We start from the raw sequence: 26,907 nt of genomic DNA, 5'->3' as shown, positions 1-26,907 counted from the left end.
AAGCGGCGCGACATCTGCCGGACGTAATTCCACAACCCGCTTCGTCGCCATGGTCCCAGCGTCCCCAATTCGTCTGCAGATCAACATCGTTCCTGCAGCGGCTCCATTCCTGCCTACACCAGACCGGTCATCAAACCGTTTTGACGGGCAGTTGCAAGTACGAGGCGCGGAATCCTCCGGTGTGGACAATGTGTTGCCCGCTGTTTTGCGGGATGTATTCACGGAGTGCGGGCATCCATGTGCCAAATAGGTTCTGCGCACTGATGATTAGCCGGAGCTGCTCGCCGGGGTGATACACCAGACCGATCGGCAGCAGGTCGATCTCAACGTCGACTATTTCACCGGGGCTGAGCTTCTCGACCCGATCGAAGCTGTGGGCCGGGACTTCGTCGGTCGACAGCATCTCGTCCAGATGCCGCATCGACACCCGTAGCCGGCCACTGGAGCCCTTGTACCGCAGGATCGAGGCGCCCCGCTCGGTGACGTCGTGGACCCTCGCGCCATGGTTGGGCACGGTGAACTCCTGCAGAGGAGCCCCCTGTGCGTTCAGCTTCTGAATGAAGACGAACAGGTCCATGTCGTCGGCGCCGTCCGCCTCGACCCACAGCCGCGCTTTCGGGTAGCCGACCATCGTGGTCTGCTCGTCGAAGCGAACGATGAAAGAGACTAGGCCCGGGTTGATTTCCACGTCATACATCGCCGCCGACTCGTCAGCGGGTGCCTGCGTGTGCAGCGTGCGCGACGCGCCGTCGAGGTAGTACTTCGTGTAGGTAACGCCTTGCGGCGGAAACTGATCCGCGGCGATATTGACTTGGTCGCCGCCTTCGAGATCGAGCAGGGCGTATCGGACACGCGGGGTCTGCTCCCAGCCGTTGTCCACGCCCTTGAGGAAGTGATCGAAGAACCGGCGCAGATCCTCCCGGTTGGCCTCGTCGTAGTAATCGGGCCACTCCTGACTGTTGTGGATGCGCAGCCACTTCTCCTTCGACCCCATCCGCCGCCAGGCCCGAAACGTCCCCGCGGTGTGCAGGGTGTTGGAATAGCTGGCCACCACGTAAGCCGGTACCGCAATCCGGTCAAACTGCGGAATTTTGTTCTCCCACAACTCGTTCACGAGCGGATACCGATCAGCCTCGCTGAGGACGTCCTCCTTGCGGCTTTTGCCCCAGTAGCTGTTGTCCTGCAGTTGCCGGGCAAACCCGGTGTCGGGCATGCCGCCGCGCATCACCAGATCGCGGTAGACGTCGCTGATGCCTTCCCACGGATTGATCGCCGTGAGGTGAGGTGGCTGTTCGGCCGCGGCGAACCACTGCGAGACCGCCAGATAGGAGGTCCCGCTCATCGCGACCTTGCCGGTGCACCATTCCTGGGCCGCCAGCCACTCGATCAGATCGTGGCAGTCCTGGCCCTCTTGGCGGTCCCACAAGACGCTGTCGCCCTCGGAATCGGTGACCCCTCGAGGATCCGGATTGCAGATCGCATAACCGTGGGCGCACCAATACGCCGGGTCGGGCCCCTCGAACTTGTGCAGACCCGACACAATCGCGTTGTCCAGACCGACCAAACTGAAAACCCCCATGGCGGCCGGCGCGCTGCCCTCGCCCTTGCCATACGGGCTCCATGCCACGATCACCGGCACCTTCTCCGCGCCCACCGGCCGCAGGACATCGACATAGATCGTCACGCCGTCACGCAAGGTGACCGCGACATCCTTCTCCAACACGATGTCGACCGGCAAGGTCCGAAACGCCGGCGCCAGCTGAAACCCCGCCGGCAGGGTGCGCGTGCCCGGATCGAACCCGCTCAACACCCCGAACCTCTCGCCCGGTTCCAAAGGCTGAGACGGCATGAACACTTTCTCCACCTCAGCCATATGGATCCTTTCGCAATCCGCGTCATCCAACCTTCTCGACCATAAGACCGATCCGCCCAAAAATCAACATGCGTTGAGATAAGGCGCCGGAACCAGTACCTTGACGGCATGGCCCCCAACAGCACGCCAGCGTCCGCGATGCGCCGCGGGCGTCGGCCGGGCAGGAGCACTACCCGCCAAGCCATCCTGGAGGCGGCGCGCGCCCGGTTCGCGAGCGACGGTTTCGCCGCGACGACCATCCGGGGGGTCGCGACCGATGCGGGCGTCGACGCCTCGTTGGTCATGCAGTTCTTCCGATCGAAGAACGAGTTGTTCGCCGCCGTCATGTCGATTTCGCCGGAAGCCTTGGCACACTTGAGCACCGCGTTCGACGGACCAGACGAACACCTCGGCGAACGGGTGGTCCGCGCATTCCTCAGCGTGTGGGAAGGGGCGCCGCAAGATTCGGAGCCGCTCATGGCGATGCTTCGAGGGGCCATCGTCAACGAACAGGCGGCCGCGCAATTGCGCGAGTTCCTTCAAGCCCGGCTGCTGGAAGGCGTCAGCTCACGTCCCGTTCAGCACCACGACGCGGCGTTCCGCGCCGGATTGGCGTCCTCGATGCTGGTCGGCATCGTCGTCGGAAGACGAATCGTCGGAGTTCCCGTGCTCGCCAGTGCGGACACTGAGGCACTGGTCGCGCTCGCTGCGCCGGCGATCCAAAGCGTGCTGACATCGGGGTTGCCGATAACCGATCACGCCGGGTGAGGTGTTCGCCCGATATGGGGTTGGAAAGGTAGCGTCGGGCCTACACCACAAAGGGGGCGGTCGCATTGACCGACATCATCAACGACGCTTTCTCCCGCCGCGCATTCATACGGGGTGCCGCGTTATCGGTGCCCGTCGTGGGCGCAGCGCTCGTCGTACCCGCCGCGTTGGCCGAGCCTTCGGAGTGCAGCGATCCATCCGGCATGGTCGGCAACTGCGCGGTGCAGCTACCCCAGGAATTCACCTCGACGAGTTTCAGCACAACGGCCATCGCCGGAGGTACGAACTACTCGATTCTGTTCAGCACCAAGATCCCGAGAGGCCCGCTCGTACCTTCGGGCGCCACCGGTTACCGCATCCGCAGCGGCAGTGTGTCGGGCACGAAGCAGGACGGAACCCCGTTCCGCCTGACACCAGGGATCGGCGAAGTGGGACCACGGGTCCTCGGAGCACGTTCGGCGTCATCCCTCGGCTTCGCGCTGGATGTGCCGTGGAATGCCGACCAGCTCGTGCGTTCGTTCCTGTACGCCTACGAGGTCGAGTTCTTGACCGGGCTAACCGGAATTCAGACCTGCCCGTACACAACCACCATGACGCTCGCGGACAACGGTATGACCCTCGGCGGTGTCGGCTCGGTGACGTTTTCCCCGCCGAGGCTCACCGATTGTGGGGAAGCACCACCGCCGCCGCAGTGAGCCGGTTGCACGGCTAGCGCCGCGATTTCGACGCCCGGTTGCGGCGACCTCGGCGGTCCTGCCTCGGCGAAATTTCACCACGCGCCTGATACTTTGCCGAAAAGACCTTTCCGTCAACAGAATTCGACGGACATAGGACGTGGGTATGTGACGGCCGGCGGGAGCCAGCTGCGTTACAACGGGTTTCGTTCACCGCCCAACGGCCGCTACCAGCTGCCTGGAATAGCGGGGGCGATCAGGCGGCGCAGACACAGCACCGGCCGTAAACGAACTGTGGGCCGGCAAGGGGTAATCCCTTGCCGGCCCACAGATTACGTAAAGATCAGACCGCGGTCACTCCGGTGGCCTGGGGGCCCTTGGCGCCCTGTCCTACCTCGAACTGAACCCGCTGATTCTCCTCCAGTGAGCGGTAGCCACCGCCCTGGATCTCGGAGTAGTGGACGAAGACGTCCGCACTGCCGTCATCGGGGGCGATGAAGCCGAAGCCTTTTTCGCCGTTGAACCATTTCACGGTTCCTTGCGTCATATTTCTTGTACTTCTTTCGTTTACTTTCGCGAATGCAGAACACATTCGCCCTTCAGCCTACCCCACGATTAGGTTTCTCTAGATCCGTCTTCGACGGTGGCGTCGCGGCGGGAGCACCCACCGGACAGGATTTCCGCGGGGAACGTCACCGTAGGTCCCCAAATGCATCGTGGATGGCGACTCCATTACGTGCCGCTCGACGAGTCACCAACTGAACGCCACCGACGTGGAGGCCATGCGATCACGGCTCCGTTGCTCATACAGCTCGCCACCATGTCAAGGCCGCTCTGGTCGGTTGGCGTGGTTGACGCGACGGTGTTACCGTAGCCACCGTCGCTGACTCGGAACCCGAGTTTCGCATCGCTTGGCAGGTCATCTTCTCGCCTGAACGGGGCTGTCCTGCGTCTGGACTGAACGCAACGAAAGCTGGGGGAACGCACGCGGTGTTTCGAGTGTTGAGGCGGTTCTGGATCCCGCTGCTGCTGGTGGTGGTCGTGGCGCTAGGCGCGTATGCGATTACCCGCATTCGCGAGTCCACAAGCCATCACGGCCCGAATCTGGCGGAGGGATCCGGAATTACCGCAAACTTCAATCCGAAGCACATCAGGTACGAGATCACCGGGACGGGCGGGACCGCGAATCTCAACTACCTCGACGAGAACGGCCAACCCCATCTCATCGAAAATGCGCCGCTGCCCTGGTCATTCACGATCGTGACGACGCTGCCGTCGATGTCGGCCAACATCTTGGCCCAGGGCGATCGGGGCACCCACGATCTTCGGTGTCAGGTGACCGTCGACGGCCAGGTGCGTGACAGCAGGGCGAGCACCGACACCATCAAACCGTTCATCTACTGCTTGGTGAAATCCGTATGAGCAACATGCACATGAAGCCCCATCGCCCGTTCATTGGTCGAATGGTTCGGATCTTCTCGTTACCGATCATCGTGTTCTGGGTGCTCGTGGCCGTGGGCCTGGGCATCTTGACCCCGTCGCTCGATGCCGTCGCGGCGACACGTTCGGTGCCCATCAGCCCCACCAATTCGCAGTCGTATCAGGCGATGCTGCACATCGGCAAGGTGTTTCAGCAGTACGATTCGGACTCCACAGCGATGGTCGTGCTGGAGGGCAAGGACAAGCTCGGCGATGCCGCGCACAAGTTCTACGACAAGATCGTCGCCAAGCTGGAAGCCGATCACAAGCACGTGCAAAGCGTCCAGGATTTCTGGAGTGATCCGCTGACCGCGGCGGGCTCTCAGAGCGTGGACGGCAAATCCGCTTACGTGCAGATCTTCCTCAATGGCCCCCAGGGCACGACACCCAGCCACGAGTCGGTGGCGGCGGTGCGTGACATCGTTGCCTCGGTACCAGCGCCGCCGGGTATCAAGGCCCATGTCGCCGGCAATACCGTGCTGAACGCCGACACCAGCGTGGCCGGGCATCAAAGCATGGCCACCATGGAGGTGGTGTCGGTCGCCGTCATCATTCTGATGTTGCTCATCGTCTACCGCTCCGTAGTGACGATGCTGGTGTCCATGGTCATCATCGGCCTGGAATTATTTGCCGCACAGGGTATTACGGCCACGGCGGGCAACCTGAACATCATCGGCTTGACCCCGTACGCGGTGAGCATGGTGACCATGCTGTCCTTGGCCGCCGGGACAGATTATGTGATCTTCCTACTCGGGCGATATCACGAGGAGAGATCGAAAGGCCTCGATTCCGAAGAGGCGTTCTATGTCGCCTACAGCGGTGTCTCGCACGTCATCCTGGGTTCCGGGCTGACCATCGTCGGTGCCTGCTTGTGCCTCACCATGACCACGCTGCCCTACTTCCAGACCATGGGTCTGCCCTGCGCGATCGCGGTTGGGGTGGTCATCGCCGCAGCCCTGACACTGGCGCCCGCGATCCTGACGGTGGCGTCGAAATTCGGTCTGCTCGACCCCAAGCACAACGTGGTCTCCTCGCCGGGTTGGCGCAAGGTCGGCACGTCCGTGGTGCGCTGGCCCATTCCGATCGTCTTGGTGACCTGCGTGATTGCCGTCGTGGGTTTCGTCGCCCTGATGACCTATGTGCCGCAGTACAACGACCAGAAGTTCACCCCCGCCGATATGCCCGCCAACCAGGCCATGGGCGTCGCGGACCGGCATTTCTCCCAGGCCCGGATGAACCCCGAACTGTTGATGCTCGAGGCCGATCACGACCTGCGTACGCCCGCGGACATGCTCGTGATCGAAAAGGTCGCCAAGAACGTCTTTCGCATGCGGGGCATCGATCGAGTACAGACCATCACCCGCCCCCTGGGCGCACCGATCGAGCACAGCTCGATCCCATTCCTGCTCGGTGCGCAAAACGCGGGCACCCTGCAGGCCGCGAAGTTCAACAACGACAGCTCGGCGCAGATGCTCGAACAGGCCGACGAGCTGAGCAGGACCATCGCCAACATGCAACGCATGTACACCATCACCAAGGAGATGACCGAAACCACGCACAGCATGGTTGGCAGGACCCACGAGATGGTGGACACCACCAACGAACTGCGGAATAACATCTCCGATTTTGAGGATGTCTTCAGACCCATTCGCAGCTACTTCTACTGGGAAAAGCACTGCTACGACATCCCGATCTGCTGGTCACTGCGGTCAATCTTCGACACACTGGACGGGATCGACGCACTCGCCGACCAAATACAAGGCCTCACTATCGATTTGGATCGTTTGGATCATTTGCTGCCGCAGATGTTGCCGGTGCTGCAGAACACCATCGACTCGATGACCAAAATGCGCGACTTCATGATCGCGACCCATAGCACCCAGGCCGGCACCCAGGCCCAGCAACAGGAACTCGCCAAGGGCGCGACGGAGATAGGCCTGTACTTCGACCAGGCCAAGAATGACGATTTCTTCTACCTGCCACCAGACGTGTTCGACAACCCGGACTTCAAACGCGGCATGAAAATGTTCATGTCGCCCGATGGCAAAGCAGTCCGGATGATCATCACCCACCAGGGCGACCCCGCCTCGGTGGAGGGTATCGACCATGTCCGAGGCCTCAAAAATGTTGTCGCAGACGCCCTCAAGGGCACCCCGCTGAGCAATGCCAAGGTCTCACTCGCGGGCACGGCATCGCTGTATGCCGATATGCAGGACGGCGTCGTCACCGACCTCATGATTACGATCATCGCCGCGATGATCCTGATTTTCGCGATCATGTTGTTGATCACCCGCAGTGTGGTGGCCGCCGTCGTGATCGTCGGCACCGTCGCCGCGTCCTTGGGTACCGCATGTGGTTTATCGGTGCTGCTCTGGCAGGACATCCTAGGGCTGGGCGTGCAGTGGATCGTGATCCCGTTGTCGATGGTGATCCTGCTGGCGGTGGGTTCGGACTACAATCTCCTCGTGGTCTCGCGCTTCAGGGAAGAGATACACGCCGGGCTCAACACGGGCATCATCCGTGGCATCGGGGCCACCGGACGCGTCGTCACCGCGGCCGGCCTGGTGTTCGCCTTCACCATGATGGCGATGATCGTCAGCGACCTGCGCGTGGTCGGTCAGCTCGGCATGACCATCGGCATCGGCCTGGTCGTCGACACGTTGATCGTGCGGGCGTTCATGACCCCATCGATCGCTGCGGCGCTGGGTCGCTGGTTCTGGTGGCCGCTCAACACCTTTGAGATCACCAGGCATGGCCGTAGCGAACCCGAACCAAGGCCTGCCGACCACGACACCGCGCCCCTTGCGACAGCAAGGACGTGAGCGCCTTGACCGGGCCTGGCAAGCTGGCGACGGAGTCGGTCGCTGCAGCGGAATGCTTGCCAGACACGAAATCGATACTGCGCCAACGCACCGAAGGCCGGCTCGATCGATCCCGCGATCCCGCGATCCTCAATGCAGCGCTGGCCGCATTGGCCGAAAACGGTTATAACAACACCAATATGAACGACATCGCCGCGCGAGCGGGTGTCGGTAAAGCCGCGATATACCGCCGCTGGGCGTCGAAGGCCGCGTTGATGACCGATGCGCTTGTGTATTGGCGACCCGACCTCATCGCCGATGATGCCCCAGACACCGGCAGCCTTGTCGGTGACTTCGACGCGCTGGTTGAACGTGTGGCGCGCGCCGATGACGACCTGATCTCCAGTGATCTGGTGCTGCGAGTGGCGATGGAGGCGGTACACGATCACCAACTCGCATCAGCCCTCGACGAGTTGATGCTGCTCAAGGGCAGGCGCGTGGTGACGGCCATCCTCCGGCAGGCCGCGGCCCGCGGCGAGGTCGCGCCCGACGGGGATTGGTCCCTTATCGCCGACACCTTGACGGGAATGGGGCTGATGCGGGTCATCAGCGGTCAAACCGTTGACGCGAAGTTCGTCCGGAAAGTCATCGACACGCTGATTCTGCCTGCCGTTTGCGCGGCGAATACCAAGGTTGCTGGCGCGAGCGCAAAGTAGTCCCGCGCAGGTTGACCGCTCGGCGGACCGCCGCCGACTAGTTTCGTCACCGACTCGAACCGATCATGTCGTGCGTGAACAGCCGCGCGCCGTAACCAACCGCCCGCCTACGCCTTGGCGTAATAGCACCCAGGGCGGAACCACCGCTTCGGCTCCGCCGAGTATCTGAATTGGCTGCGGGACAACGATTATCCGCTGGCAGCGGTGGAGGGGGATCATCGCCGATGCCATTAGGTTCTCAAACCGCGTGACGGATGACGGCCATGCCACCTGCGGTGTTGCAGAATTCTCATCAAAATGGCGGACGGGTTTATCTCATCTTCGTGGCGGGTCCTAGAACCGCGCGATTGTCCACAGTTGCGAAGGCTCGCGGCCGCAGATCCCACAACGCGCACCTCTACTACGTGTGAGCCAGAGACGCCCGCAAAGCGGTTGACGTTCATGTGTCCAACTGGGTAGCGACGCAGTGGTGGTCGTCAATGCGGTCGACGTCGAGTCTGTCGATGACATCGGCCAGGGTCGGCTAGCGGTGACTCACTCGAGCGATGTTGTTCCGCGTTGCGGCCTCCGGTGGCCTGGTGTGGCCGCGTTAGTGTGCGTAGGTCGCCTTCCGTGAACAGGCCGACAGAAAAGTTGGGCAAATATGACAGCAGCAGCAGCAGAAGCGTCAGCACTCGAAGCGCGGGTCGGTCACTTCTACCAGATCGACGACACGTACCTGGTCGGCCGTGAAAAGGTGCGCGAGTTCGCCCGTGCCGTGCAGGACTATCACCCTGCGCACTGGAAACTCGACGCTGCCGCTGAGCTGGGCTATTCGGACCTGGTGGCTCCGCTGACCTTCACGTCGGCTCCGGCGATGGCCGCCAATCGGCACTTGTTCGAGTCCGTCGTCATCGGTTACGAGATGTATCTGCAGACCGAAGAAGTCTTCGAGCAGCACCGACCGATCGTGGCCGGCGACGAGCTGCACATTGATGTCGAACTGTCATCGGTGCGCAGGATCGCCGGCAGAGACTTGATCACGGTGACCAATACATTCACCGATACCGCCGGCGAGCGGGTGCACACCCTGCACACCACCGTCGTCGGCGTCACTGCCGAGGATGTCGATCCGGGGATCAGGACCGTCGCGCAGCAAGTGATGATGCACGACGTGAATCTCGCGGGCATCGACTACTCCGAAGCGGACTACCAAAAGACGGTGCGCCCGGCGGACGACGTTCGGGTCGCGCCGGGAGGCACGCGCCGCACCCCGGGGACGCCGTCCTTCGATGACGTGAAGGTCGGCGACGAATTACCGGTCCACCACGCGCGACTGTCGCGCGGCGACCTGGTGAACTACTCGGGGGTGGCCTGCGACGCCAACCCGCTTCATTGGGACGAGAACCTCGCAAAACTGGCGGGACAGCCCGACGTGATCGCCCACGGAATGCTCACCATGGCATTGGGTGCCGGATTCGGCTCCGCATGGTCAGGCGATCCCGGTGCGGTTACCCGCTACGCGGTGCGGCTGTCCCAGCCCGTGGTCGTGTCGTCCACCGAGGGTGCCGACATCGAATACAGCGGCAGGATCAAGTCACTGGACCCGGAAACCCGCACCGGAGTCGTGATCGTCGGCGCAAAGTCGGCCGGCCGCAAGATCTTTGGCCTGGCGACGTTGAACATCCGTTTCCGCTGACGTCTACTGGGATCGCAGGCGCCGGCACCACAAACCATTGTCATCGCGCCATATTGGCGAACCGCGACAGGTGCAACTGGTGGGCCACGGTGACCGTCTTGGTCGGGCCGTTGCGGTGTTTGGCGAGGATGAAATCCGCCTCTCCCCCGCGTGGATCGTCCCGTTCGAACGCGTCCGGACGGTTCAGCAGGATCACCATGTCGGCATCTTGCTCTAAAGAATTGTGTAGGTTAATCCCATTTGCAACGAAATTATGTGTGTCGCTTACAGTTCCGTCATATACGTCTTGCTCGCCGATGCTGGTAATCTCGATGATCCGATCCCAATAGACATCGCTGGTCGTGAGAGCATGGATTTCGGAGTCTTCAAGCAATGCTGCCATCCTATGGAGCAGTGACCGCCCCGGTGCATGTTGCAACCGGGACTTGCAGAAGCGCGTCTTCATAGCAACTTTGAGTTCGCCGCTAGTAAGCTCCTTGCGAGCTACAACTTCCTCTACTTTGCCCCAAACCTCAACGGGCACCGTGTCACCGCCAGGGCGGCGAATGCGCGATTGCAGCTTTTCGAGCACAAACTGGGCAGAAGTGCCGCGCGCCCCATAGACGCCGATCTTGGTCAAGAACGCTGTTTGATTCCCTGCCCTGTCAATCCATAAATGCCAGCAGTCGCGGTACCCCGCCTTGTGCATTCGCGTGATTCGGCTCTGCACTCCAAGACGCAGGAGCAGCTGTGCAACATCGTCGACCAATCGACGACTGGTGGACGCATAGTAAATCTTTGCTTGGCCCGACTTGGCGTCCCAGCGAACCGAGCCATCCGTCGCCCACAGGTGACGCAGGAACAGCACCACCTGGTCGTTGGGCGCGCGAAAGACGGCTTCCGGCACAAACTTTTCGTAACTGCGCTTGCCGAACAACCCTAGGCCGTCGAGCCACGCGGCGATCGGATTCCGCTTGCCATGGGTCAAGCGCTCCGGCGCCGGCAACCGCAGCGTCGTGACTCGCGCCGCCGGATACTCGTCCCGAACCGCGGTTACACCAAAGTGCGCGGCCGAGACCGTCACCGCGACCAGGTTCGCCTCGTCCACGGACGCATACCGTATCGGTTGTCTTTTAACGCACGACCCGTCACCGATCATGTGGGCCAGCAGCATGACTTCGCGATCATCCATCCGCTGGGTGTCGACGGGCTCCGGCACCCGCCGCGGCGCGGCGATGCGGTCGCCAACCTGCAGCTGCTCCAACGGCGTCCAACCGTCGAGCTTCATGAAGGGATGGTTGCCGGTGGCCTCCACTTCGCGGCCGGAGGCCAGCCGTAGCCGGAACACTTCCTTGCGACCGCTCGGGAACACGTTGGTCATCGGGCGCGCGACCATCCGCAGTCGCTCGTCCAGGGACCACACCAAAGGACGCTCGCCCGTGCGCATCAACTCGCCGAAGGTCACCTCGGCGCCCGTGTCGGCACGCAAAATCCGCGTCGACGCGGTAAGGCATCCCGACTCCCGAAGGTCAGACAGCATGGGCTTCTTGTCGGTGCGCTGCTCGGGACCACGGTTGAGCTGGCTGATCGCCACGACGGGAACCTCGAGCTCCTTGGCCAAAAGCTTGAGCTGGCGCGAGAATTCGGAAACTTCTAGCTGCCGCGACTCGACCTTCTTTCCCGACGACATCAGCTGCAGATAATCGACGACCACCAGACGCAGGTCGGATTTCTGCCGCAGCCGACGCGCTTTGGCGCGAATCTCCATCATCGTCAGGTTCGGCGAGTCGTCGATATACAGTGGCGCCTCGCTGATTTCGCTCATCCGGCGCGCCAGCCGCGTCCAGTCCTCGTCGCTCATGCGACCCGAACGCATATCGGCGAGTTTGATTTTCGCTTCCGCCGACAATAACCGCATCACGATCTCGGACTTGCTCATCTCCAGCGAGAAGATCACGCTCGCCATGCGGTGCTTGATCGAGCACGATCGCAAAAAATCCAGCCCCAGCGTGGAGTTGTGTGTCGGCACCATGCCCGGGCCAGCCAGGTACAACCGTGCGCCATTGTCGACCTGCACGCAGCGCACCGGAACACTGTCCACCCGGCGCACCGCCTCGACCTGCAGCACAGGAGCCAACACCGCGGCGGTAGCCCCGTGCCCGGCGAGCCCCGACGTCGACCCCGGGGCGACGATCGCGTCCCCACCGGCGCGCAGCTGCACCGACGTCCGGATGCCGCGGGTGGTCGGCCACTGATGCGCCGCGTCGGCGACGATCACTGTCCCGTCAGAGAATTCCACCTCGTAGCACGGCCGTCCCAGCATCACGTCGGTGGCGGCGACCACCCGCGTCGGCTTCCCGTCGGCGCCGAGCAGCTCGTCACCGACCGCGACATCGCCCATCGTCGTCCACCCGGTCGGCGTGGGCAGCGGCGTATCCAACGCCAGGGCCTTCCCCACTCCAGGCCTGGCCGCCACGATGATCATCTGCCCGGCATGCAGACCGTTGGTCACCTCGTCGAGTTCGGTGAAACCGGTTGGCACGCCGCGCGCCACACCGCCGTTCGACGCGATGGCGTCGATCTCGTCCATCGTCGGCTGCAGCAGGTCCTCGAGCGGAACGAAATCCTCCGTCGTGCGCCGGTCGGCCACCTCGTAGATCTCGGCCTGCGCGCGGTCGACCACCTCGGCCACGTCGGCCCCCTCGGCGCCCGCGTAGCCGTACTGCACCACCCGGGTGCCGGCCTCGACCAGGCGCCGCAGCAGCGCCTTCTCGGCCACGATGGTCGCGTAGTAGCCCGCGTTGGCCGCGGTGGGCACCGTCGAGATCAGCGTGTGCAGATACGGCGCGCCACCGATCCGGCGCAACAGGCTGCGGCGGTCCAATTCCGCGGCGACCGTGACGGCGTCGGCCGGCTCGCCACGCCCATACAAGTCCAGGATCGCGTCGTAGACGTTTTGGTGCGCGGGGCGGTAGAAGTCCCCGGGCCGCAGCCGCTCGAGCACGTCGGCGATGGCGTCCTTGCTCAGCAGCATGCCGCCCAACACGGCCTGCTCTGCCGCCATGTCCTGCGGTGGCTGACGCCCGAAGTCCTCGCTGGGCGACGATGCATCCATGCCCGACGTCAGATCATCGACGACCGCCATGGATTCCCTTCTCCCGTGATCCACTCATCCGAACATACATTCGATAGCCGACATTGAGGGTAGGTCAAGGTCCTGACACCTTCGCCCCAGAGCACCCGCACGCCCGGCGCCGGGACGACGTTAGACGTTGCTGGGTACTAGGTAAACGGGGTGCTGTTCATGAACCTGTGCATCGTGTGTGCATATACATCGACACCTGTGTTGAGCGGGGTGTGGAGAACCTGTGGATTAATGCAAAGGGCCAGGACATCACTGCAGATACCGGCCATACAACGCCATGAAAATCGTGTGGACAAGAATCTCTACGGCGTGTCGGGCCGGGTTACCGTCCCGGGCGTGTTGGCTTTCCGCCATATTTTCCCAGCGTTACGGGCCGGTTACGCGGACCGCGCGAATGCACCCCAGAAATAGTTCGCTAGGGAGCACCTCCGCGACCGCCCGGGGCAAACTGACGCCACAAGCCCGCAGCGCAACGAAGCCCGGCGGCGGCCGATCAAGGCCACCGCCGGGAACGAGCAAATGTCGGGCGCTTAGCTCTGCGCGACTACCTCGAGCGCGACCTCGACGTCGACCTCGGGGTGCAGGTGCACCGCCACCGGGTGGGTACCGAGGGCTTTGATGTGCGACTTCGGCAGCCGGACGATCCGTTTGTCCAGGTTCGGACCACCGGCCTTCTTGATCGCGGTGACGACGTCGCCCGCGGTCACCGAACCGAACAGCTTCCCGGAATCCGCCGCGGTCTTCACCGGCAGCGAGACCGGTCCCAGCGCCTCGATCGCCGTCTTGAGTTCGTTGGCGTGGCCAAGGTCGCGCACCGCCTTGGTCTCGCGGGCCCGCCGGATATCGTCGGCCTGCTTCTGCGCACCACGGGAGGCCACGATCGCCAGTCCGCGCGGGAGCAGGTAGTTGCGGCCGTAGCCGTCCTTGACCTCGACAGTGTCGCCGACGGAACCAAGGTGGTCGACGTCAGCCGTCAGAATCAGCTTCATCGTTTCGTACTTTCAGTTGGCCCTCGGCGTCTATCGCGCCGAGGAGGTGAAGGGCAGCAGCGCCACTTCGCGGGCATTCTTTACCGCGATGGCGATGTCACGTTGGTGCTGCACACAGTTGCCGGTGACGCGACGCGCGCGAATCTTGCCGCGCTCACTGATGTACGTGCGCAGCAGCGCGGTGTCCTTGTAGTCGATCGCTTGATCCTTCTTGGCGCAGAAGACACACTTCCGTGCCTTGACCGGCTTTTCCGGAGCCGGGCGCCGCTTGTTGGACTTGGCCATGTCTGTCTTTCTTTCCCTTTTCTACTGCTGAAGTTCTGTTAGAACGGCGGTTCGTCGTCGCCGCCGCCGAACGAGCCCGATGCCGGCGCGCTGCCCCACGGGTCGTCGGCCGGTGCGCTGGTCGCGGGCGCCGCCTGCTGGCGGGATCCACCGCCGCCACCACCGCCGAAGCCGCCGCCGCCACCGCCACTGCGCGAGGCCTTGTTGACCTTGGCCGTGGCATACCGCAGCGAGGGGCCGATCTCGTCGACCTCGACCTCGACGACGGTGCGCTTCTCACCTTCACGGGTCTCGAACGAACGCTGCTTGAGCCGGCCGGTGACGATCACACGGGAGCCGCGGGTGAGGCTTTCGGCGACGTTCTCGGCGGCTTCCCGCCAGATGTTGCATCGCAGGAACAGCGCCTCGCCGTCCTTCCACTCCCCGCTCTGGCGGTCATAGATCCGAGGCGTCGACGCCACCGTGAAATTCGCGACGGCGGCACCCGACGGAGTGAACCGCAGTTCAGGGTCTGCGGTCAGGTTTCCGACGACGGTGATAGTGGTGTCACCAGCCACAGTTTCCTCCTCGTTCCACGCTGTTGCTCGCCGCTCCGGTAGTGGATGTCATGAGCGTGTCCTCGCTGAGCCTACGCAGGTGCACCCCGCCGTGGGTCCACGGCGCGGCCACGATTGTTAGTGCTTGTCGGTGCGCATCACCTTAGTGCGCAGTACCGACTCGTTGAGGCTCAGCTGGCGGTCGAGCTCGGACACCGTCGCCGGCTCGGCTTTGAGGTCGACGACGACGTAGATGCCTTCGGCGTGCTTGGCGATCTCGTAGGCCAGCCGGCGCCGGCCCCAGATGTCGACCTTGTCGACGGAACCGCCATCCTTGCGGACAACGTTCAGGAACGTCTCCAAGGACGGAGCAACGGTGCGCTCGTCGAGCGTGGGGTCAAGAATGACCATGATTTCGTATGGACGCATGGAAACCTCACCACCTCCTCTGGTCTCAGCGGCCACGGTCGATCCGTGGCAGGAGGGTCGCCTGCGTCGGCAACCGCCCCAGGCTACCGGATACCGGGCTGACCAGAAAAATCCGGGCGGTGCGGGTCGCTATCGCCGGGCGCCCGAGTATTCCCTGGCCCTGGCCAACGTCGCCGCGTCGGCCTTGGCGAGCGCACCCGAGTCGAAGGGCGGCTGCGGGTCGTATTCGATGAGCAGCTGAGCGGCCTGTGCCGCCTGGCGATCGACCAGCAATTCCACCAGATGCAGGGCCATGTCGATGCCGCTGGAGACCCCCGCGGCGGTGATGATCCGCTGCGGCAGGTGTTCGACGACGCGTTCGGCCACGTAGCGGGCGCCCAATCCGTTGAGCAGGTCGGCCGCCGCCCAATGGGTGGTGGCGGTCAGCGCGTCCAGCAGGCCGGCCGCGGCCAGCAGCAGCGCGCCGGTGCGCACCGATGTCGTGAACCGGGTGTTCGGATGCACCGCCTGCAACCAATCCCGGATGGCCTCGTCGTGGATCAGTTGCCGGGTGCCGATGCCGCCGGGGAACACCACCACGTCCGGCGCGGCCACCTCGTCGAAGGTGGCGTCGCAGGTGACGCCGAGCATTCCGTTCTCGGTGCGCACCTCACCGCGGCGGTGCCCGACGAACACGACGTCAACCGACGGGATGCGTTGCAGCACTTCGTAGGGGCCGACGGCGTCGAGCGCGGTGAATCGCGGAAAGAGGGGAATGGCGACCTGGGTCATGGCGTCATGTTGCCATCGCGGGTTGTTCGTCGGCGCCCTCGGACGCCGGGGCACTGGCGCGACGCGATGCGACCGGCCGCAGCCGGTCCGGCAGCCAGCCGGGCGGGGCGTCGGGTGCGCGGTCGAACGGCCCGCCCGCCGGGTCGTCCACCCGTCCGCCCCAGCGCACCAAATCCTCGTCGGGCCGGTAGATCTGACGAATCACCAGCGCGCACAACGCGATGACCGCGACATCACGCAACAGCACCGTGGTGGTGAAGAACTGCTCGGGCAATGAACGGTTCGGATTGCCGTACAGGTAATACATTCGCGGCACCCAGACCAGCGCGTCGATCGTCATCCAGGCCAGCAGCACGCGGCGATGCGGCAGCGCGAGCACCGCCAGCGGCACCAGCCACAGCGAGAACTGCGGACTCCACACCTTGTTGGTCAGCAGGAAAGCCGCCACCACCAGGAACACCACCTGCGCCACCCGCGGCCGTCGGGGAGCGGTCAGGATGATGAATGCGATTGCCGCACAACACGTCACGAACAGCACCGCAACCACGGTGTTCAACACCGTCGGCGGCTGCCAGAACCCCAGCTTGGGATCGAAACCCCGCCAGCCGGTGAACGACTTCACGACGTTGTACAACGAATCCATGTCGTCGCCGCGGCGCGTATTGAGCCGGAAGAACTCCGACCATCCGCGCGGAAAGAACACCAACACAGGCAGGTTCACCAGCAGCCAGGTCACCACCGCCGCCGCCGCGGTGCGGCCCCACGCCCGCAGCCGCCCGGTCCGGATTCCCAGCAGCAGCATGGGACCCAAGAACAGCAGCGGGTACAGCTTTGCCGCGGCCCCCAACCCGATCAGCACACCGGCCAGCACCGGCTTGCGCCGCGCCCAGGCCAGCAATCCGGCCATCGCGAAACCTGTTGCCAGCGCATCGAAATTGGTGAAGATCTGAAAGATCAGCACCGGCGACGCCGCCACCAGGGCCGCATCCCAGAGCCGCCGCCCGGCCAGGCCCGCGGACGCCCAGACGGTGGCCAGCCAGGCGAGGGCCAGCCCGAACGCCGAGATGTTGAAGAACATCACGACCTCGGCGACCACCGGAAGCGGCGCAAGCTTGCTCAGCGCCGTGTAGGTCTTGGCCAACGCCATCGAGACGTACTGATACATCCCCGTCAACACGGGATATTCCATGTACCGCACCGCGGGGCGGCCGTCGTAGCGGATCTGCTGGGCGCCGGTGGAGTCGGTCTCGATCCAGCTCGACTTGTACGGAAACTTGCCCTGGCTCAACAACTCCGCGCCGTAGAGCGGCACCGTGTCGGAGTAGCACAGCTCGTAGTAGGCGCGCTGGTTGTCCCAATTGGCCACGCGTTGATCGCCGGTGCCGGTGCCGGTGCTTTGCAGGCAGGCCGCCTTGGTCGACCAGCCGAGCGCCAAAAAGACCAGTCCGATCAAGAACATCACCCGCAGCGGGGTCATCAAACGAGCGCGGCCGATCAGCGCGTGGCGGCCGACGGGGCCCCCGACGACGTCGGCGAGCGCGGCGCCCAGAAAGTCGGTGCGGCTGGGGCAGTCTCGGTTGTCGGCGCTACGCAGATCCGCGGCCAGCGGTCGCGGTGAAATGGTGGCGCCGTGTTCCGCGGCCCCGGTCACGGCGGCGGGGGCGGCGCTTGGGGCCCACCCGGCGGGAGGCCACCACCCGGCTCAGGAGAGCCCGGCGGGCCGCCCCCGGGCGGCGGTGGCGCCAGCGTGATCGTCGTGGGCGGACCGACCGGGATGGTGATGCCCGGCGCCACTTCGATGGTGGGCTGGATGACGGTTTCCGCCGGCGGCTTCGGCGGGGGCGGCGGAGCCGGCACACCCGCGTAACCGCCGATCTCGGTCGGCTTGGGGAAGGATTCGTTGGAGGTGCCCTTGAGCGCCCCGTCCATCGTGGCCTTCCAGATATCCGATGGCAGCCCCGACCCGTAAACCGGTGCGCCCGAAGCCGTTACCAGCGGCTCGTCGCCTTTGGCCGTACCCACCCACACGGCCGTCGACAGCGACGGCGTGTAGCCGACCATCCAGGCGTCCTTGTCCGAGTTGGTGTCACCCAGCTGCGTGGTGCCGGTCTTGGCGGCCGACGGCCTGCCGCCGGCGAGGGCGTGGCCGCGCGAGTAGCTGGCGATCGGCACCATGGCCGCGGTGACGTTGTCGGCGACGGCCTTGGGGATGCGCTGCTCGCCGCTGTCCTCGGACTTGCTCGCGTCGAACAGCACCTGGCCGTCGGAATTGACCACCTTCTGCACGAAATGCGGCCGATGATAGACGCCGGACGCGGCCAGGGTGGCATACGCCGAGGCCATATCGAACACCCGGGTTTGATACTGGCCCAACACAATTCCGTTGTTCGGTGGCCCGCCCTTGCCGTCCTCCGACAACGTGTGGGCCACCCCGGGGAAGCTGGTCGCGACGCCGGCTTGGTGCGCCGCGTCGGCGACGGCCTGCGGTCCGCCCTTGAGCTTGAGCATCAGCCGGTAATACGAGGTGTTCAACGACTGCTTGAGCGCCTGGGCGATGTTGCACGTCCCGCAGCTTTCGCCCTCGACGTTCGTGATCTTGATGCCGTCGACAGTCAACGGCGAACTGTCCACCTGATAGCCCAGGCCGATCCCCTGCTCGAGCGCCGCAATCAGGCAGAACACCTTGAATGACGACCCGGTCTGCAATCCGGCCTGAGCGAAGTCGAAACCGTTGGCATCGCTACCGCCGTAGTAGGCGCGGATGGAGCCGTCGTGCGGATCGACCGACACCGCCGCCGTACGCATGTCGGGGTCTTGGCCGTCGAGGTATGTCGACACGGCCTTTTCGGCGGCCTGCTGGGCCTTGGGATCGATGGTGGTGGTGACCTGAAGCCCCTGGGTGTTCAGCGTCCGCTCGTCGATGTTGAACAGATCCATCAACTCTCGGGTCACCTGGCGTTCGATGAGCCCGTTGGGGCCGGTCGTCTGGTTCTGCGCGCGCGCCTGATCGGGCGGCACGGTCTGCGGGAACACCTGCGCGGCACGGTCGTTCGACGACAGCGCCTTGGTCTCCACCATGCCGTCGAGCACCCAGTTCCAGCGGGCCAGGGCGCCCTTGGGGTCGACGGCCGGATCCAGGGTGGACGGCCGCCGAATGAGCGCCGCCAGCAACGCCCCCTCCGAGACGGTGAGCTGCTCGACGGGCTTATCGAAATAGGCCTTCGACGCCGCGGAAATACCGTAGGCACCCCGACCGAAGTAGATGATGTTCAGATAGGACTGCAGCACTTCGTCTTTGGACCACTCCCCCGACATCTTGGTGGCGATGACCAATTCCTTGGCCTTGCGCATCAGTCCGCTGACGCCGTGCTGCGCCGAGCCGACGAGGGCGTTCTTCACGTATTGCTGGGTGATTGTCGATCCACCCTGCAAATCCCCGCTGCCGAATAGGTTGTTGTTCACCGCCCGTGCGAAGCCGCTGAAGTCGAAGCCGGGGTTGGAATAGAAGTTGCGGTCTTCGGCGGCGATCACCGCCTGGCGGACGTGCACGGGCACTTGATTGAGGTTGACGTCGACCCGATTGCCTTCCGGCGGAATGATTTTGGCGATCTCGGAGCCGTCGCTGGCCAGGATGGTCGAAACCTGGTTGGTACGAAGGTCGCCCGGCTTGGGAATGTCGACGATGAAGTACGCCATCGCGAAGGTGACTATCGGCAACAGCACCAAAACGGCCGCACACAGGTAGGCCGCGCGGCGCACCCACAACCAGTTGACCTGCTGGGTCCAGGTCCAGTCGCGCCACGGCCCGGCCGCCCGCTTGCCGGGCCCATCGGGTCCCCCGGGCCGCCCGCGCCGTGGCGGCGGAGGAGGAGGTCCGCCGGGTGGGCGGCCGCCGAAGCTGGCGCGCTCTTGCCGGCCGGAGGCCGGCGACCGGCGATCCAAGGCGGCCTTGACCTCGTCGAGCGCGTCACGCCGCACGGGCGCCGACGGGGGCCCGGCCAAGGCGGCTTTGACTTCGTCGATGGGGTCGGAGCGCCGGGGCGCGCGGTCATCTTTGACCGCGGGCAGGATCGTGGTCAGGCGATCGTCGGGCGGACCCTGGCGGCGCCGGTTGGACGCCGGCGGGGCATTCCGGTGTCCGGAATCCTGGGAATCGCCGCTCCGGCGCTCAGCATCCGGACGGTCGTCCTTGCCGTGGTTGCCCAGCCGCTCAGTCCCTGGCCCACGTTGGTCACCGGACGACTGGCTGTGCCGTCCTTCGTCATTCGAGCTCATTCAGTGGCCGTGCGGGCGCCGTTGCGCGCCGTCCGCGAGCGCCCGGTGCCCCTGGGAGGAGATGCCGGGCGCACCGCACCGAGCACATAGGACTTGACGAGGTGATTCCAGCTGCACGTGCGGCACACCTCCACCACGTGGACCGCGAACTCATCGAAGCGGGATGCGAGCATCACCAACTCCTCGGCCGTGCGCGCCGAGCCCGAGACCGGTCCCAGGTGCTCGCCGAACACCCACGACACCAGCGTCAGCTGCTCCTTGCGGCAGATCGGACACATGACCTGGCTCGTTTTCCCGTGAAACTTGGCGGCGCGCAGCAGATAAGGGTTCGCGTCACACACCTCGGACACACCTGTTCGGCCCGAGTACACCTGGGCCAGCAGTGAGCGCCGCCGAAGCGCGTAATCCACCACTTGTCGCTGCAGTCGCACGCCCACCAGAGTACGACGCCATGCCGACCAGTGATACGCAACCAAAACTGTGGCGCCCGACGGCGTCGCCGCCGTGGTGTTGACGCCGCCCACGCAGCTGCACTCGGTCGGCGGCCTCGCGGGGTTGCTCGAGCAGATGCGCAAACGGTTCGGCAACACCATGGGCTACCGGCTGGTGATCTACCCGACCTACGCGGCGTTGGACCGACCGGACCCCTCCGACGACCGGCGCGTCCTGGCCTACACCTACCGCGGCGGCTGGGGCGATCCGACCAGCTCGGCCAAGAGTTCCTCGGACGGTCCCGTGCCGGTCGACCTGAGCAAGTTCGACGTCAACGCGGCAGTGGGCATCATGCGCGGCGCGCCCGAGACCTTGCGCATGAAGCCGTCCGACGTGAAATCGACCTACCTGATCGTCGAGCCGGCAAAAGACCCGACCACACCCGGGGCGCTCACGCTGTCGCTGTATGTTTCCAGCGACTACGGCGGCGGCTACATCGCCTTCGGCGGTGATGGCACCGTCAAGCAGATGAGTTTGCCCACGTAGCGTCGCCCCCGGCCCGACTCAATCCCGCGCGGTGTGACGAATGGCAAACCAACACTAAGTGGTGTTGTGGCTAATATATCGAGGCGATACGATTGCGCGAGGCGTCGGATCGTCGTAACTAGCCATGCAAACCACTTTTGAGGGGGTGAGTCGATGCTGGAGCTTGCCATCCTGGGTCTCCTGATCGAGTCGCCCATGCACGGCTACGAGTTGCGCAAACGGCTGACCGGTTTACTCGGCGCGTTCCGGGCGTTTTCGTACGGTTCGCTCTACCCGGCCCTGCGCCGCATGCAGGGCGAAGGGTTGATCGCCGAGGACGCCGCGCCGGCCGGGACGCCTGTCCGACGGGCCCGGCGCGTCTACCAGTTGACCGACGAGGGCCGTCGGCGCTTCGGTGAGCTGGTGGCCGACACCGGTCCGCACAACTACACCGACGACGGCTTCGGGGTACACCTGGCGTTCTTCAACCGGACTCCGGCAGAGGCGCGGATGCGCATTCTGGAAGGCCGCCGCCGTCAGGTCGAAGAACGGCGGGAGGGTCTGCGTGACGCCGTGGCGCGGGCCAGTAGCTCGTTCGATCGCTACACCCGCCAGCTTCATCAGTTGGGGCTCGAGTCCAGCGAGCGCGAAGTCAAGTGGCTCAACGAGCTCATTGCTGCGGAGCGGGCTATGCCCGGCCTCTCCGAGCAAACATAATCCCCCGCACGAACCCAGCCATCCCAGTCAGAGGTCAGAGGTTAGGAGAACGCCCATATGAGTGAGCAGAACGCGCCGCTTGCGTCGACGGAGGTACGAGTCGCCATTGTCGGCGTCGGTAACTGCGCGTCTTCGCTGGTTCAGGGCGTGCAGTACTACTACGACGCCGACGAGAACAGCACGGTGCCCGGCTTGATGCACGTGAAGTTCGGTCAGTACCACGTGCGCGACGTGAAGTTCGTCGCCGCGTTCGACGTGGACGCCAAGAAGGTTGGGTTCGACCTGTCCGAGGCTATCTTCGCGTCGGAGAACAACACCATCAAGATCGCCGACGTGCCGCCCACCAACGTCACGGTGCAGCGCGGCCCGACGCTGGACGGCATCGGCAAGTACTACGCCGACACCATCGAGGTGTCCGACGCCGAGGCCGTCGACGTGGTCAAGGCGCTGCGCGAGGCCAACGTCGACGTCCTGGTGTCCTACCTGCCGGTGGGCTCGGAGGAGGCCGACAAGTTCTACGCCCAGTGCGCCATCGACGCGGGCGTGGCGTTCGTCAACGCGCTGCCGGTATTCATCGCCTCGGACCCGGTGTGGGCCAAGAAGTTCGCCGACGCCGGTGTGCCGATCGTGGGCGACGACATCAAGAGCCAGGTCGGCGCCACCATCACCCACCGCGTGATGGCGAAGCTGTTCGAGGACCGCGGCGTGCAGTTGGACCGCACCATGCAGCTCAACGTCGGCGGCAACATGGACTTCCTCAACATGCTCGAGCGCGAGCGGCTGGAGTCCAAGAAGATCTCCAAGACGCAGGCCGTGACCTCCAACCTGCAGCGCGAGTTCAAGACCAAGGACGTGCACATCGGCCCGTCGGATCACGTCGGCTGGCTCGACGACCGCAAGTGGGCCTACGTCCGCCTCGAGGGCCGCGCCTTCGGTGACGTGCCGCTGAACCTGGAGTACAAGCTCGAGGTCTGGGACTCGCCGAACTCCGCCGGCGTCATCATCGACGCGGTGCGCGCCGCCAAGATCGCGAAGGACCGCGGCATCGGCGGCCCGGTGATCCCGGCGTCGGCCTACCTGATGAAGAGCCCGCCGCAGCAGCTGCCCGACGACATCGCGCGCACCCAGCTCGAAGAGTTCATCATCGAGGGCTGAGCCCCTCGACGCACCACCGTGTCGCGAGCGTAACGCCACGGCGATTTTCACGTCTCAAAGTCAAGTGGCTAATGCATTTTTGTTAGGCGGCTTGGTCGAGGAGAGCGGCCAGGCGTTGGGCGGGGGTGTCGAGGTCAAGGGTTGGGCGGGGTCGTCGGTTGAGGGTGTCTTGGATGCGTTTGAGGTCAGCCGGAGTGTGACCGCTGAGGTCGCTGCCCTTCTCGAACCAGAACCGCAGGAGGCGGTTGGTGTTTTCGTTGGTACCGCGTTGCCAGGGCGAGTGCGGATTGCAGAAATAGACCGGGGTGTTGAGCTGCAGCTGAATGTCGCGCCAGCGGGCCATTTCACTGCCCCGGTCCCAGGTAATCGATCGCCGAAGGTGTTCGGGTAACTGGCGCATGGCTTCGATCATCGCGCTGGCCACCGTCTCGGCGGTGTGATCGCTGGGCAAATGCAACAGCATCGTAAAGCGGGTGGACCGCTCGACCAGGGTGCCGATCGCGCTGTTCGGGCCGACGATCAGGTCACCCTCCCAATGGCCGGGCACAGCGCGGTCGGCGGCCTCGGCGGGCCGGTCACTGATGGTGAACACATCGTGGAATTTCCCCCGCCGTTCGGTGTGGCCCCGGGATTTGCGGGCCGTGCGTTTCGTCGACAAGCGCTTGCTCAGATCGGCCCGCAGTTGACCACGAGTTTGGACGTAGAGGCACTGGTAGATGGTTTCGTGGCTCACCCGTGCCAGCCTGTCACCGGGGTGACCGCGCGCCAAGACATCGGCGATCAGTTTTGGACTCCATCCCTGATCCATCCAGTCCTCGATGGCCTCGCATAGCGCGCGGTCTTCGAGCTTGAATGCTTTGGGACGCTTGGCTTTCTGGGCGGCACGGGCATGGGCCAGACCAGCGTGATAATCCCCGTCGAGATTGCGATTGCGCTTGAGCTCACGGGAGATGACGCTGGCATTGCGGTCGAGCTGACCGGCGATCTCAACCTGAGTGAGGCCCTTGTCCAGACCCCGCATAATGACCAGGCGTTCTTCGAAACCGAGCCGATGTCCCCGCGCGCCAGGCCGGGTCAGATCACCCGGTTCGGCCAGGCCGGTATCAGAGCCCGTACCACTTCGTAATTGCATTGATCCAGCGTCATGCCACCAGCTCCATCCGGTCTGGATCGACACACCGACCTGACGGCCGGCTTCACGCAATGATTCCCCGGCACACACCCGATCAAAGAACTCTCGCCGCATCGAACGCGGATAAGCACCTGGCACCTGCAACCTCCCTAAACATGGAAATTGCATTGACCGTATGAATCTGCCCGTCGAGAATCCGCCACCGCGTTACGCTCGCGGCCGTTGGGACCAAATCATCGACACGACGCTGTGCGGGTGCTTAGCATCATCTTTCGATGACCGTTCAGCCCGCGGCGTTCCTCCGCACCACACTCCCCCTCGACCTGTCCCGGCTCGCCGAACTGGACAGCGGCCGCTACCACTCGATCTGGCTGCCCGATCACATGGTCAGCTTCTGGCCCGACTCGATCTGGACTCCCGAGTTCACCGACTTGGCCACCGCTTCCCCGTCGCCGCACCGCCACCTCGACGGGCTCGCGGTCGCGGCCGCGGCGGCAGTGTTGACCGAGCGGGTGCCGCTTGTCAGCGCCGTGGTCGACACGGTGCGCCGCCACCCCGTCATGCTCGCGCAGACGGCGCTGACCATCGATCACCTCGCCAAGGGGCGCTTCATCCTCGGCCTGGGCAGCGGCGAGAGCGAAAACACCCTGCCCTACGGTTTCGACTTCTCCCGTCCGGTCAGCCGTTTCGAGGAAGCTTTGACGGTGATCCGGCTGCTCTGGGGAAGCGACGGCCCGGTCGATTTCGATGGGCAGTTCTATTCGCTGCACCACGCCCGCCTGGACACCGAGCCCTACGAGGGCCGGCCACCGCAGATCTGGGTCGGCGCCAGCGGCCCCCGGATGCTCGACATCGCCGGCCGGCACGCCGACGGGTGGTGGCCGGCGGGCGCCTGGACTCCCGAGCACTACGCCGAGATGCTCTCCGCGGTGCGGGCATCCGCAGAACGCGCCGGCCGCGACCCGATGGCGATCACACCGTGCTTCATCCAGGTATGCCTGATCGGCAAGGACGACGCGGCCCTCACCGAGATATTGCAAGCACCCCTGGTCAAGGCATTTCTGCTACAGGTGTCCGCGAAGACGTTGCGCGACTTCGGTTTCGAGCACCCGATGGGCGACGATTGGCGCGGCTTTCAAGACATCGACCCCGCGGTGCTCACCCGGGACCGCATCGTCGAATTCCTGGGCAAGGTGCGACCCGAGATGGTGCTCTCCGTCGTCCCCCACGGGACACCGAAAGAGGTCGCCAAGATCGTCAAGACGTATGTGGACGCGGGCCTGCGCGTGCCGAAGATTCTCGACTACGGCGCCATGGCCGGTCTGACATACGCGCAGGCGTCGGCGGCGAACGTCCGCGCCGCGGAGGACGAACTCGTGCGGCTCTGCGGAGACCCGTCGTGACAACACCTTTGGACGCCGCGGAGTTGCTCGCCGCCGCCGAGGCCGAGACCGGGCTGCGCGACTACGGCGATCCGACATTGCCGGAGCGCTTCGCCGTCGCCGTCGACCATCTGAACGGCCTCGGCATGGACGCCGACGGCAGATTCGAAGCCGCGCAGGTATGTCGATGGCTGCTGACGTCGCGGCTTGAACTCATCGAGGACCGCAACCGGTACCCGATCGGCGAGGAAGTGATCGACTCGCCGATGTTCGTTACTGGCGAACCGCGCTCGGGGACAACGCTGATGCACGCCCTGATGTCCGTCGACCCGCACGCTCGCGCGTTGCGGTTCTGGGAGGTGATGTATCCGTCCCCGCCGCCGGGACTCAGCGGACCCGGCGACCAGCGCCGGGCGCGGGCCGACGCCGACTGGCGCGAGATCAACGCGAAGATGCCCAAATGGCTGCGCAGCCATCCCTACAACGACATGCTGGGTGACGGCCTGCCCGAAGACGAACGCACCTGGGCGTTCGACTTTCGCGTGATGACACCCACGGCGTGGTGGCGGGTGCCCATGCAGTCGCTCGTTGGCGGCCTGGCCACCGATCCTGCCGCTCAATACCGGCTGCACAAGGCGATGCTGCAACAGCTGCAATACCGCCGGCCGCGAAAGTACTGGGTGCTGAAGGGCTTTCACGGATTCCGGCTCAAGGAACTGTTCGACACCTACCCCGACGCGCGAATGGTGTGGCTGCATCGCGACCCCGTGCAGGTCGCCGCGTCGCGCACCATGATGATGGCCGACATCGCCGAAGGCATGGTCGGCACCGTCGACCTGCATGCCCTGGCGAAGATGCACTTGGAGTTGACCCGGGCCGGGGTCGCCAACACCATGAGCAACCCCCTGGTCGACGATCCCCGCATCCTGCACCTGCGCTACGCCGACTTCATCGCCGATCACGTTGGCGCCGTCCGGCGTTACTACACGTTCTGCGGTCGCGAGCTGACGGCCGAGGCCGAGTCCGCGATGCGCGCCTACCTGACCGACAATCGCGGCGACCGCTACGGAAAGTTCCGCTACTCCACACAACTGCTCACCGACATCGGCGAGGACCTCGACGCGCTGCACGCCGAATTCAAGCCGTTCCGTGACCGGTTTGGTGTCGCGATCGAAAACCGGCGCTGA

22 protein-coding genes and 1 pseudogene are annotated in these 26,907 nt (G+C 64.5%); 11 read left to right on the top strand and 12 right to left on the bottom strand.

Annotated elements, in window-relative coordinates:
- Positions 1–130 precede the first annotated feature (130 nt).
- Entirely contained in the window at positions 131–1,873 is a 1,743-nt protein-coding gene (locus AC0KTM_RS25240) for a CocE/NonD family hydrolase (protein ID WP_225327728.1), read from the bottom strand.
- A gap of 108 nt (positions 1,874–1,981) precedes the next feature.
- Between AC0KTM_RS25240 and AC0KTM_RS25235 the strand changes: the two genes are divergently transcribed.
- Positions 1,982–2,620 carry a TetR/AcrR family transcriptional regulator gene (locus tag AC0KTM_RS25235; protein WP_225327727.1) on the top strand — a complete coding sequence of 213 codons (639 nt, stop codon included), beginning with the start codon at positions 1,982–1,984 and terminating at the stop codon, positions 2,618–2,620.
- A 65-nt stretch (positions 2,621–2,685) separates the two neighbouring features.
- On the top strand, positions 2,686–3,315 hold the full coding sequence (locus AC0KTM_RS25230) for a hypothetical protein (RefSeq protein ID WP_472416986.1): 630 nt from the start codon (positions 2,686–2,688) through the stop codon (positions 3,313–3,315).
- Positions 3,316–3,637: 322 nt separating this feature from the next.
- Here the strand turns inward: AC0KTM_RS25230 and AC0KTM_RS25225 are convergent, their stop codons facing one another.
- Positions 3,638–3,841 carry a cold-shock protein gene (locus tag AC0KTM_RS25225; RefSeq protein WP_009952110.1) on the bottom strand — a complete coding sequence of 68 codons (204 nt, stop codon included), beginning with the start codon at positions 3,839–3,841 and terminating at the stop codon, positions 3,638–3,640.
- Between the two features lie 452 nt (positions 3,842–4,293).
- On the opposite strand from AC0KTM_RS25225, the gene AC0KTM_RS25220 reads away from it, so the two are divergent.
- The 4 genes from AC0KTM_RS25220 (at position 4,294) to AC0KTM_RS25205 (ending at position 9,968) form a co-directional block, all read left to right on the top strand.
- Complete coding sequence (locus AC0KTM_RS25220) at positions 4,294–4,716, top strand: MmpS family transport accessory protein (protein ID WP_374109672.1); 423 nt, start codon at positions 4,294–4,296, stop codon at positions 4,714–4,716.
- The gene (locus AC0KTM_RS25215) at positions 4,713–7,595 is read left to right on the top strand and encodes an MMPL/RND family transporter (protein WP_238955367.1); all 2,883 of its coding nucleotides are present in this window, start codon (positions 4,713–4,715) and stop codon (positions 7,593–7,595) included. The genes AC0KTM_RS25220 and AC0KTM_RS25215 overlap by 4 nt, the downstream gene beginning before the upstream one ends.
- A 5-nt stretch (positions 7,596–7,600) precedes the next feature.
- Positions 7,601–8,290: a TetR/AcrR family transcriptional regulator gene (locus AC0KTM_RS25210; protein WP_374109673.1), complete on the top strand. Its 690-nt coding sequence runs from the start codon at positions 7,601–7,603 to the stop codon at positions 8,288–8,290.
- 643 nt (positions 8,291–8,933) lie between these two features.
- Complete coding sequence (locus AC0KTM_RS25205; RefSeq protein ID WP_225327723.1) at positions 8,934–9,968, top strand: fused (3R)-hydroxyacyl-ACP dehydratase subunits HadA/HadB; 1,035 nt, start codon at positions 8,934–8,936, stop codon at positions 9,966–9,968.
- A 40-nt stretch (positions 9,969–10,008) separates the two neighbouring features.
- Here AC0KTM_RS25205 and AC0KTM_RS25200 read toward each other — a convergent pair whose 3' ends face one another.
- The 9 genes from AC0KTM_RS25200 to AC0KTM_RS25160 form a co-directional block, all read right to left on the bottom strand.
- Positions 10,009–13,092: a replicative DNA helicase gene (locus AC0KTM_RS25200; protein WP_238955365.1), complete on the bottom strand. Its 3,084-nt coding sequence runs from the start codon at positions 13,090–13,092 to the stop codon at positions 10,009–10,011.
- A gap of 530 nt (positions 13,093–13,622) precedes the next feature.
- Positions 13,623–14,081 (bottom strand): 50S ribosomal protein L9, encoded by a 459-nt coding sequence (rplI, locus tag AC0KTM_RS25195; RefSeq protein WP_225327721.1) that lies wholly within the window; start codon positions 14,079–14,081, stop codon positions 13,623–13,625.
- Between the two features lie 30 nt (positions 14,082–14,111).
- Positions 14,112–14,366, bottom strand: coding sequence for a 30S ribosomal protein S18 (rpsR, locus tag AC0KTM_RS25190; protein WP_003874730.1), 255 nt, complete (start codon positions 14,364–14,366; stop codon positions 14,112–14,114).
- Between the two features lie 38 nt (positions 14,367–14,404).
- A complete protein-coding gene (locus AC0KTM_RS25185) occupies positions 14,405–14,923 on the bottom strand; it encodes a single-stranded DNA-binding protein (RefSeq protein ID WP_008262692.1) in 519 nt (172 codons plus the stop codon).
- 117 nt (positions 14,924–15,040) lie between these two features.
- Positions 15,041–15,331: a 30S ribosomal protein S6 gene (gene rpsF / locus AC0KTM_RS25180; RefSeq protein ID WP_007771721.1), complete on the bottom strand. Its 291-nt coding sequence runs from the start codon at positions 15,329–15,331 to the stop codon at positions 15,041–15,043.
- Between the two features lie 129 nt (positions 15,332–15,460).
- Positions 15,461–16,102 (bottom strand): DJ-1/PfpI family protein, encoded by a 642-nt coding sequence (locus AC0KTM_RS25175; protein ID WP_225327720.1) that lies wholly within the window; start codon positions 16,100–16,102, stop codon positions 15,461–15,463.
- A gap of 4 nt (positions 16,103–16,106) precedes the next feature.
- Positions 16,107–17,753 (bottom strand): glycosyltransferase family 87 protein, encoded by a 1,647-nt coding sequence (locus AC0KTM_RS25170; protein ID WP_225327719.1) that lies wholly within the window; start codon positions 17,751–17,753, stop codon positions 16,107–16,109.
- Positions 17,750–20,308, bottom strand: coding sequence for a transglycosylase domain-containing protein (locus AC0KTM_RS25165; RefSeq protein ID WP_472417564.1), 2,559 nt, complete (start codon positions 20,306–20,308; stop codon positions 17,750–17,752). The genes AC0KTM_RS25170 and AC0KTM_RS25165 overlap by 4 nt, the downstream gene beginning before the upstream one ends.
- A gap of 65 nt (positions 20,309–20,373) precedes the next feature.
- The gene (locus AC0KTM_RS25160; protein ID WP_225327717.1) at positions 20,374–20,808 is read right to left on the bottom strand and encodes a DUF5318 family protein; all 435 of its coding nucleotides are present in this window, start codon (positions 20,806–20,808) and stop codon (positions 20,374–20,376) included.
- A gap of 55 nt (positions 20,809–20,863) precedes the next feature.
- Here AC0KTM_RS25160 and AC0KTM_RS25155 point away from each other — a divergent pair.
- The 3 genes and pseudogenes from AC0KTM_RS25155 to AC0KTM_RS25145 form a co-directional block, all read left to right on the top strand.
- Positions 20,864–21,355, top strand: a pseudogene (locus AC0KTM_RS25155) (hypothetical protein); the annotation flags it as partial.
- Between the two features lie 153 nt (positions 21,356–21,508).
- The gene (locus AC0KTM_RS25150) at positions 21,509–22,051 is read left to right on the top strand and encodes a PadR family transcriptional regulator (RefSeq protein WP_225327716.1); all 543 of its coding nucleotides are present in this window, start codon (positions 21,509–21,511) and stop codon (positions 22,049–22,051) included.
- Positions 22,052–22,108: 57 nt separating this feature from the next.
- Positions 22,109–23,206: an inositol-3-phosphate synthase gene (locus tag AC0KTM_RS25145; protein ID WP_225327715.1), complete on the top strand. Its 1,098-nt coding sequence runs from the start codon at positions 22,109–22,111 to the stop codon at positions 23,204–23,206.
- Positions 23,207–23,288: 82 nt separating this feature from the next.
- Here AC0KTM_RS25145 and AC0KTM_RS25140 read toward each other — a convergent pair whose 3' ends face one another.
- The gene (locus AC0KTM_RS25140) at positions 23,289–24,476 is read right to left on the bottom strand and encodes an IS30 family transposase (RefSeq protein ID WP_425326320.1); all 1,188 of its coding nucleotides are present in this window, start codon (positions 24,474–24,476) and stop codon (positions 23,289–23,291) included.
- A gap of 137 nt (positions 24,477–24,613) precedes the next feature.
- Between AC0KTM_RS25140 and AC0KTM_RS25135 the strand changes: the two genes are divergently transcribed.
- Entirely contained in the window at positions 24,614–25,741 is a 1,128-nt protein-coding gene (locus AC0KTM_RS25135) for an LLM class flavin-dependent oxidoreductase (RefSeq protein ID WP_225329710.1), read from the top strand.
- A complete protein-coding gene (locus AC0KTM_RS25130) occupies positions 25,738–26,907 on the top strand; it encodes a sulfotransferase family protein (protein ID WP_225329711.1) in 1,170 nt (389 codons plus the stop codon). The genes AC0KTM_RS25135 and AC0KTM_RS25130 overlap by 4 nt, the downstream gene beginning before the upstream one ends.

Source organism: Mycobacterium sp. NTMscope_Eco_3 (assembly GCF_976985685.1).
Note: the sequence above shows the minus strand (reverse complement) of the source record. Positions and strands in the feature narration are given on the sequence as shown.

What these genes read in the sequence shown, in the direction of transcription:
- AC0KTM_RS25200 (WP_238955365.1), bottom strand. Translation starts at nt 13,092, where the DNA reads ATGGCGGTCGTCGATGATCTGACGTCGGGCATGGATGCATCGTCGCCC.
- AC0KTM_RS25215 (WP_238955367.1), top strand. Translation starts at nt 4,713, where the DNA reads ATGAGCAACATGCACATGAAGCCCCATCGCCCGTTCATTGGTCGAATG.
- AC0KTM_RS25145 (WP_225327715.1), top strand. Translation starts at nt 22,109, where the DNA reads ATGAGTGAGCAGAACGCGCCGCTTGCGTCGACGGAGGTACGAGTCGCC.
- rpsR (WP_003874730.1), bottom strand. Translation starts at nt 14,366, where the DNA reads ATGGCCAAGTCCAACAAGCGGCGCCCGGCTCCGGAAAAGCCGGTCAAG.
- AC0KTM_RS25175 (WP_225327720.1), bottom strand. Translation starts at nt 16,102, where the DNA reads ATGACCCAGGTCGCCATTCCCCTCTTTCCGCGATTCACCGCGCTCGAC.
- AC0KTM_RS25150 (WP_225327716.1), top strand. Translation starts at nt 21,509, where the DNA reads ATGCTGGAGCTTGCCATCCTGGGTCTCCTGATCGAGTCGCCCATGCAC.
- AC0KTM_RS25225 (WP_009952110.1), bottom strand. Translation starts at nt 3,841, where the DNA reads ATGACGCAAGGAACCGTGAAATGGTTCAACGGCGAAAAAGGCTTCGGC.
- AC0KTM_RS25205 (WP_225327723.1), top strand. Translation starts at nt 8,934, where the DNA reads ATGACAGCAGCAGCAGCAGAAGCGTCAGCACTCGAAGCGCGGGTCGGT.
- AC0KTM_RS25235 (WP_225327727.1), top strand. Translation starts at nt 1,982, where the DNA reads ATGGCCCCCAACAGCACGCCAGCGTCCGCGATGCGCCGCGGGCGTCGG.
- rplI (WP_225327721.1), bottom strand. Translation starts at nt 14,081, where the DNA reads ATGAAGCTGATTCTGACGGCTGACGTCGACCACCTTGGTTCCGTCGGC.
- AC0KTM_RS25240 (WP_225327728.1), bottom strand. Translation starts at nt 1,873, where the DNA reads ATGGCTGAGGTGGAGAAAGTGTTCATGCCGTCTCAGCCTTTGGAACCG.
- rpsF (WP_007771721.1), bottom strand. Translation starts at nt 15,331, where the DNA reads ATGCGTCCATACGAAATCATGGTCATTCTTGACCCCACGCTCGACGAG.
- AC0KTM_RS25135 (WP_225329710.1), top strand. Translation starts at nt 24,614, where the DNA reads ATGACCGTTCAGCCCGCGGCGTTCCTCCGCACCACACTCCCCCTCGAC.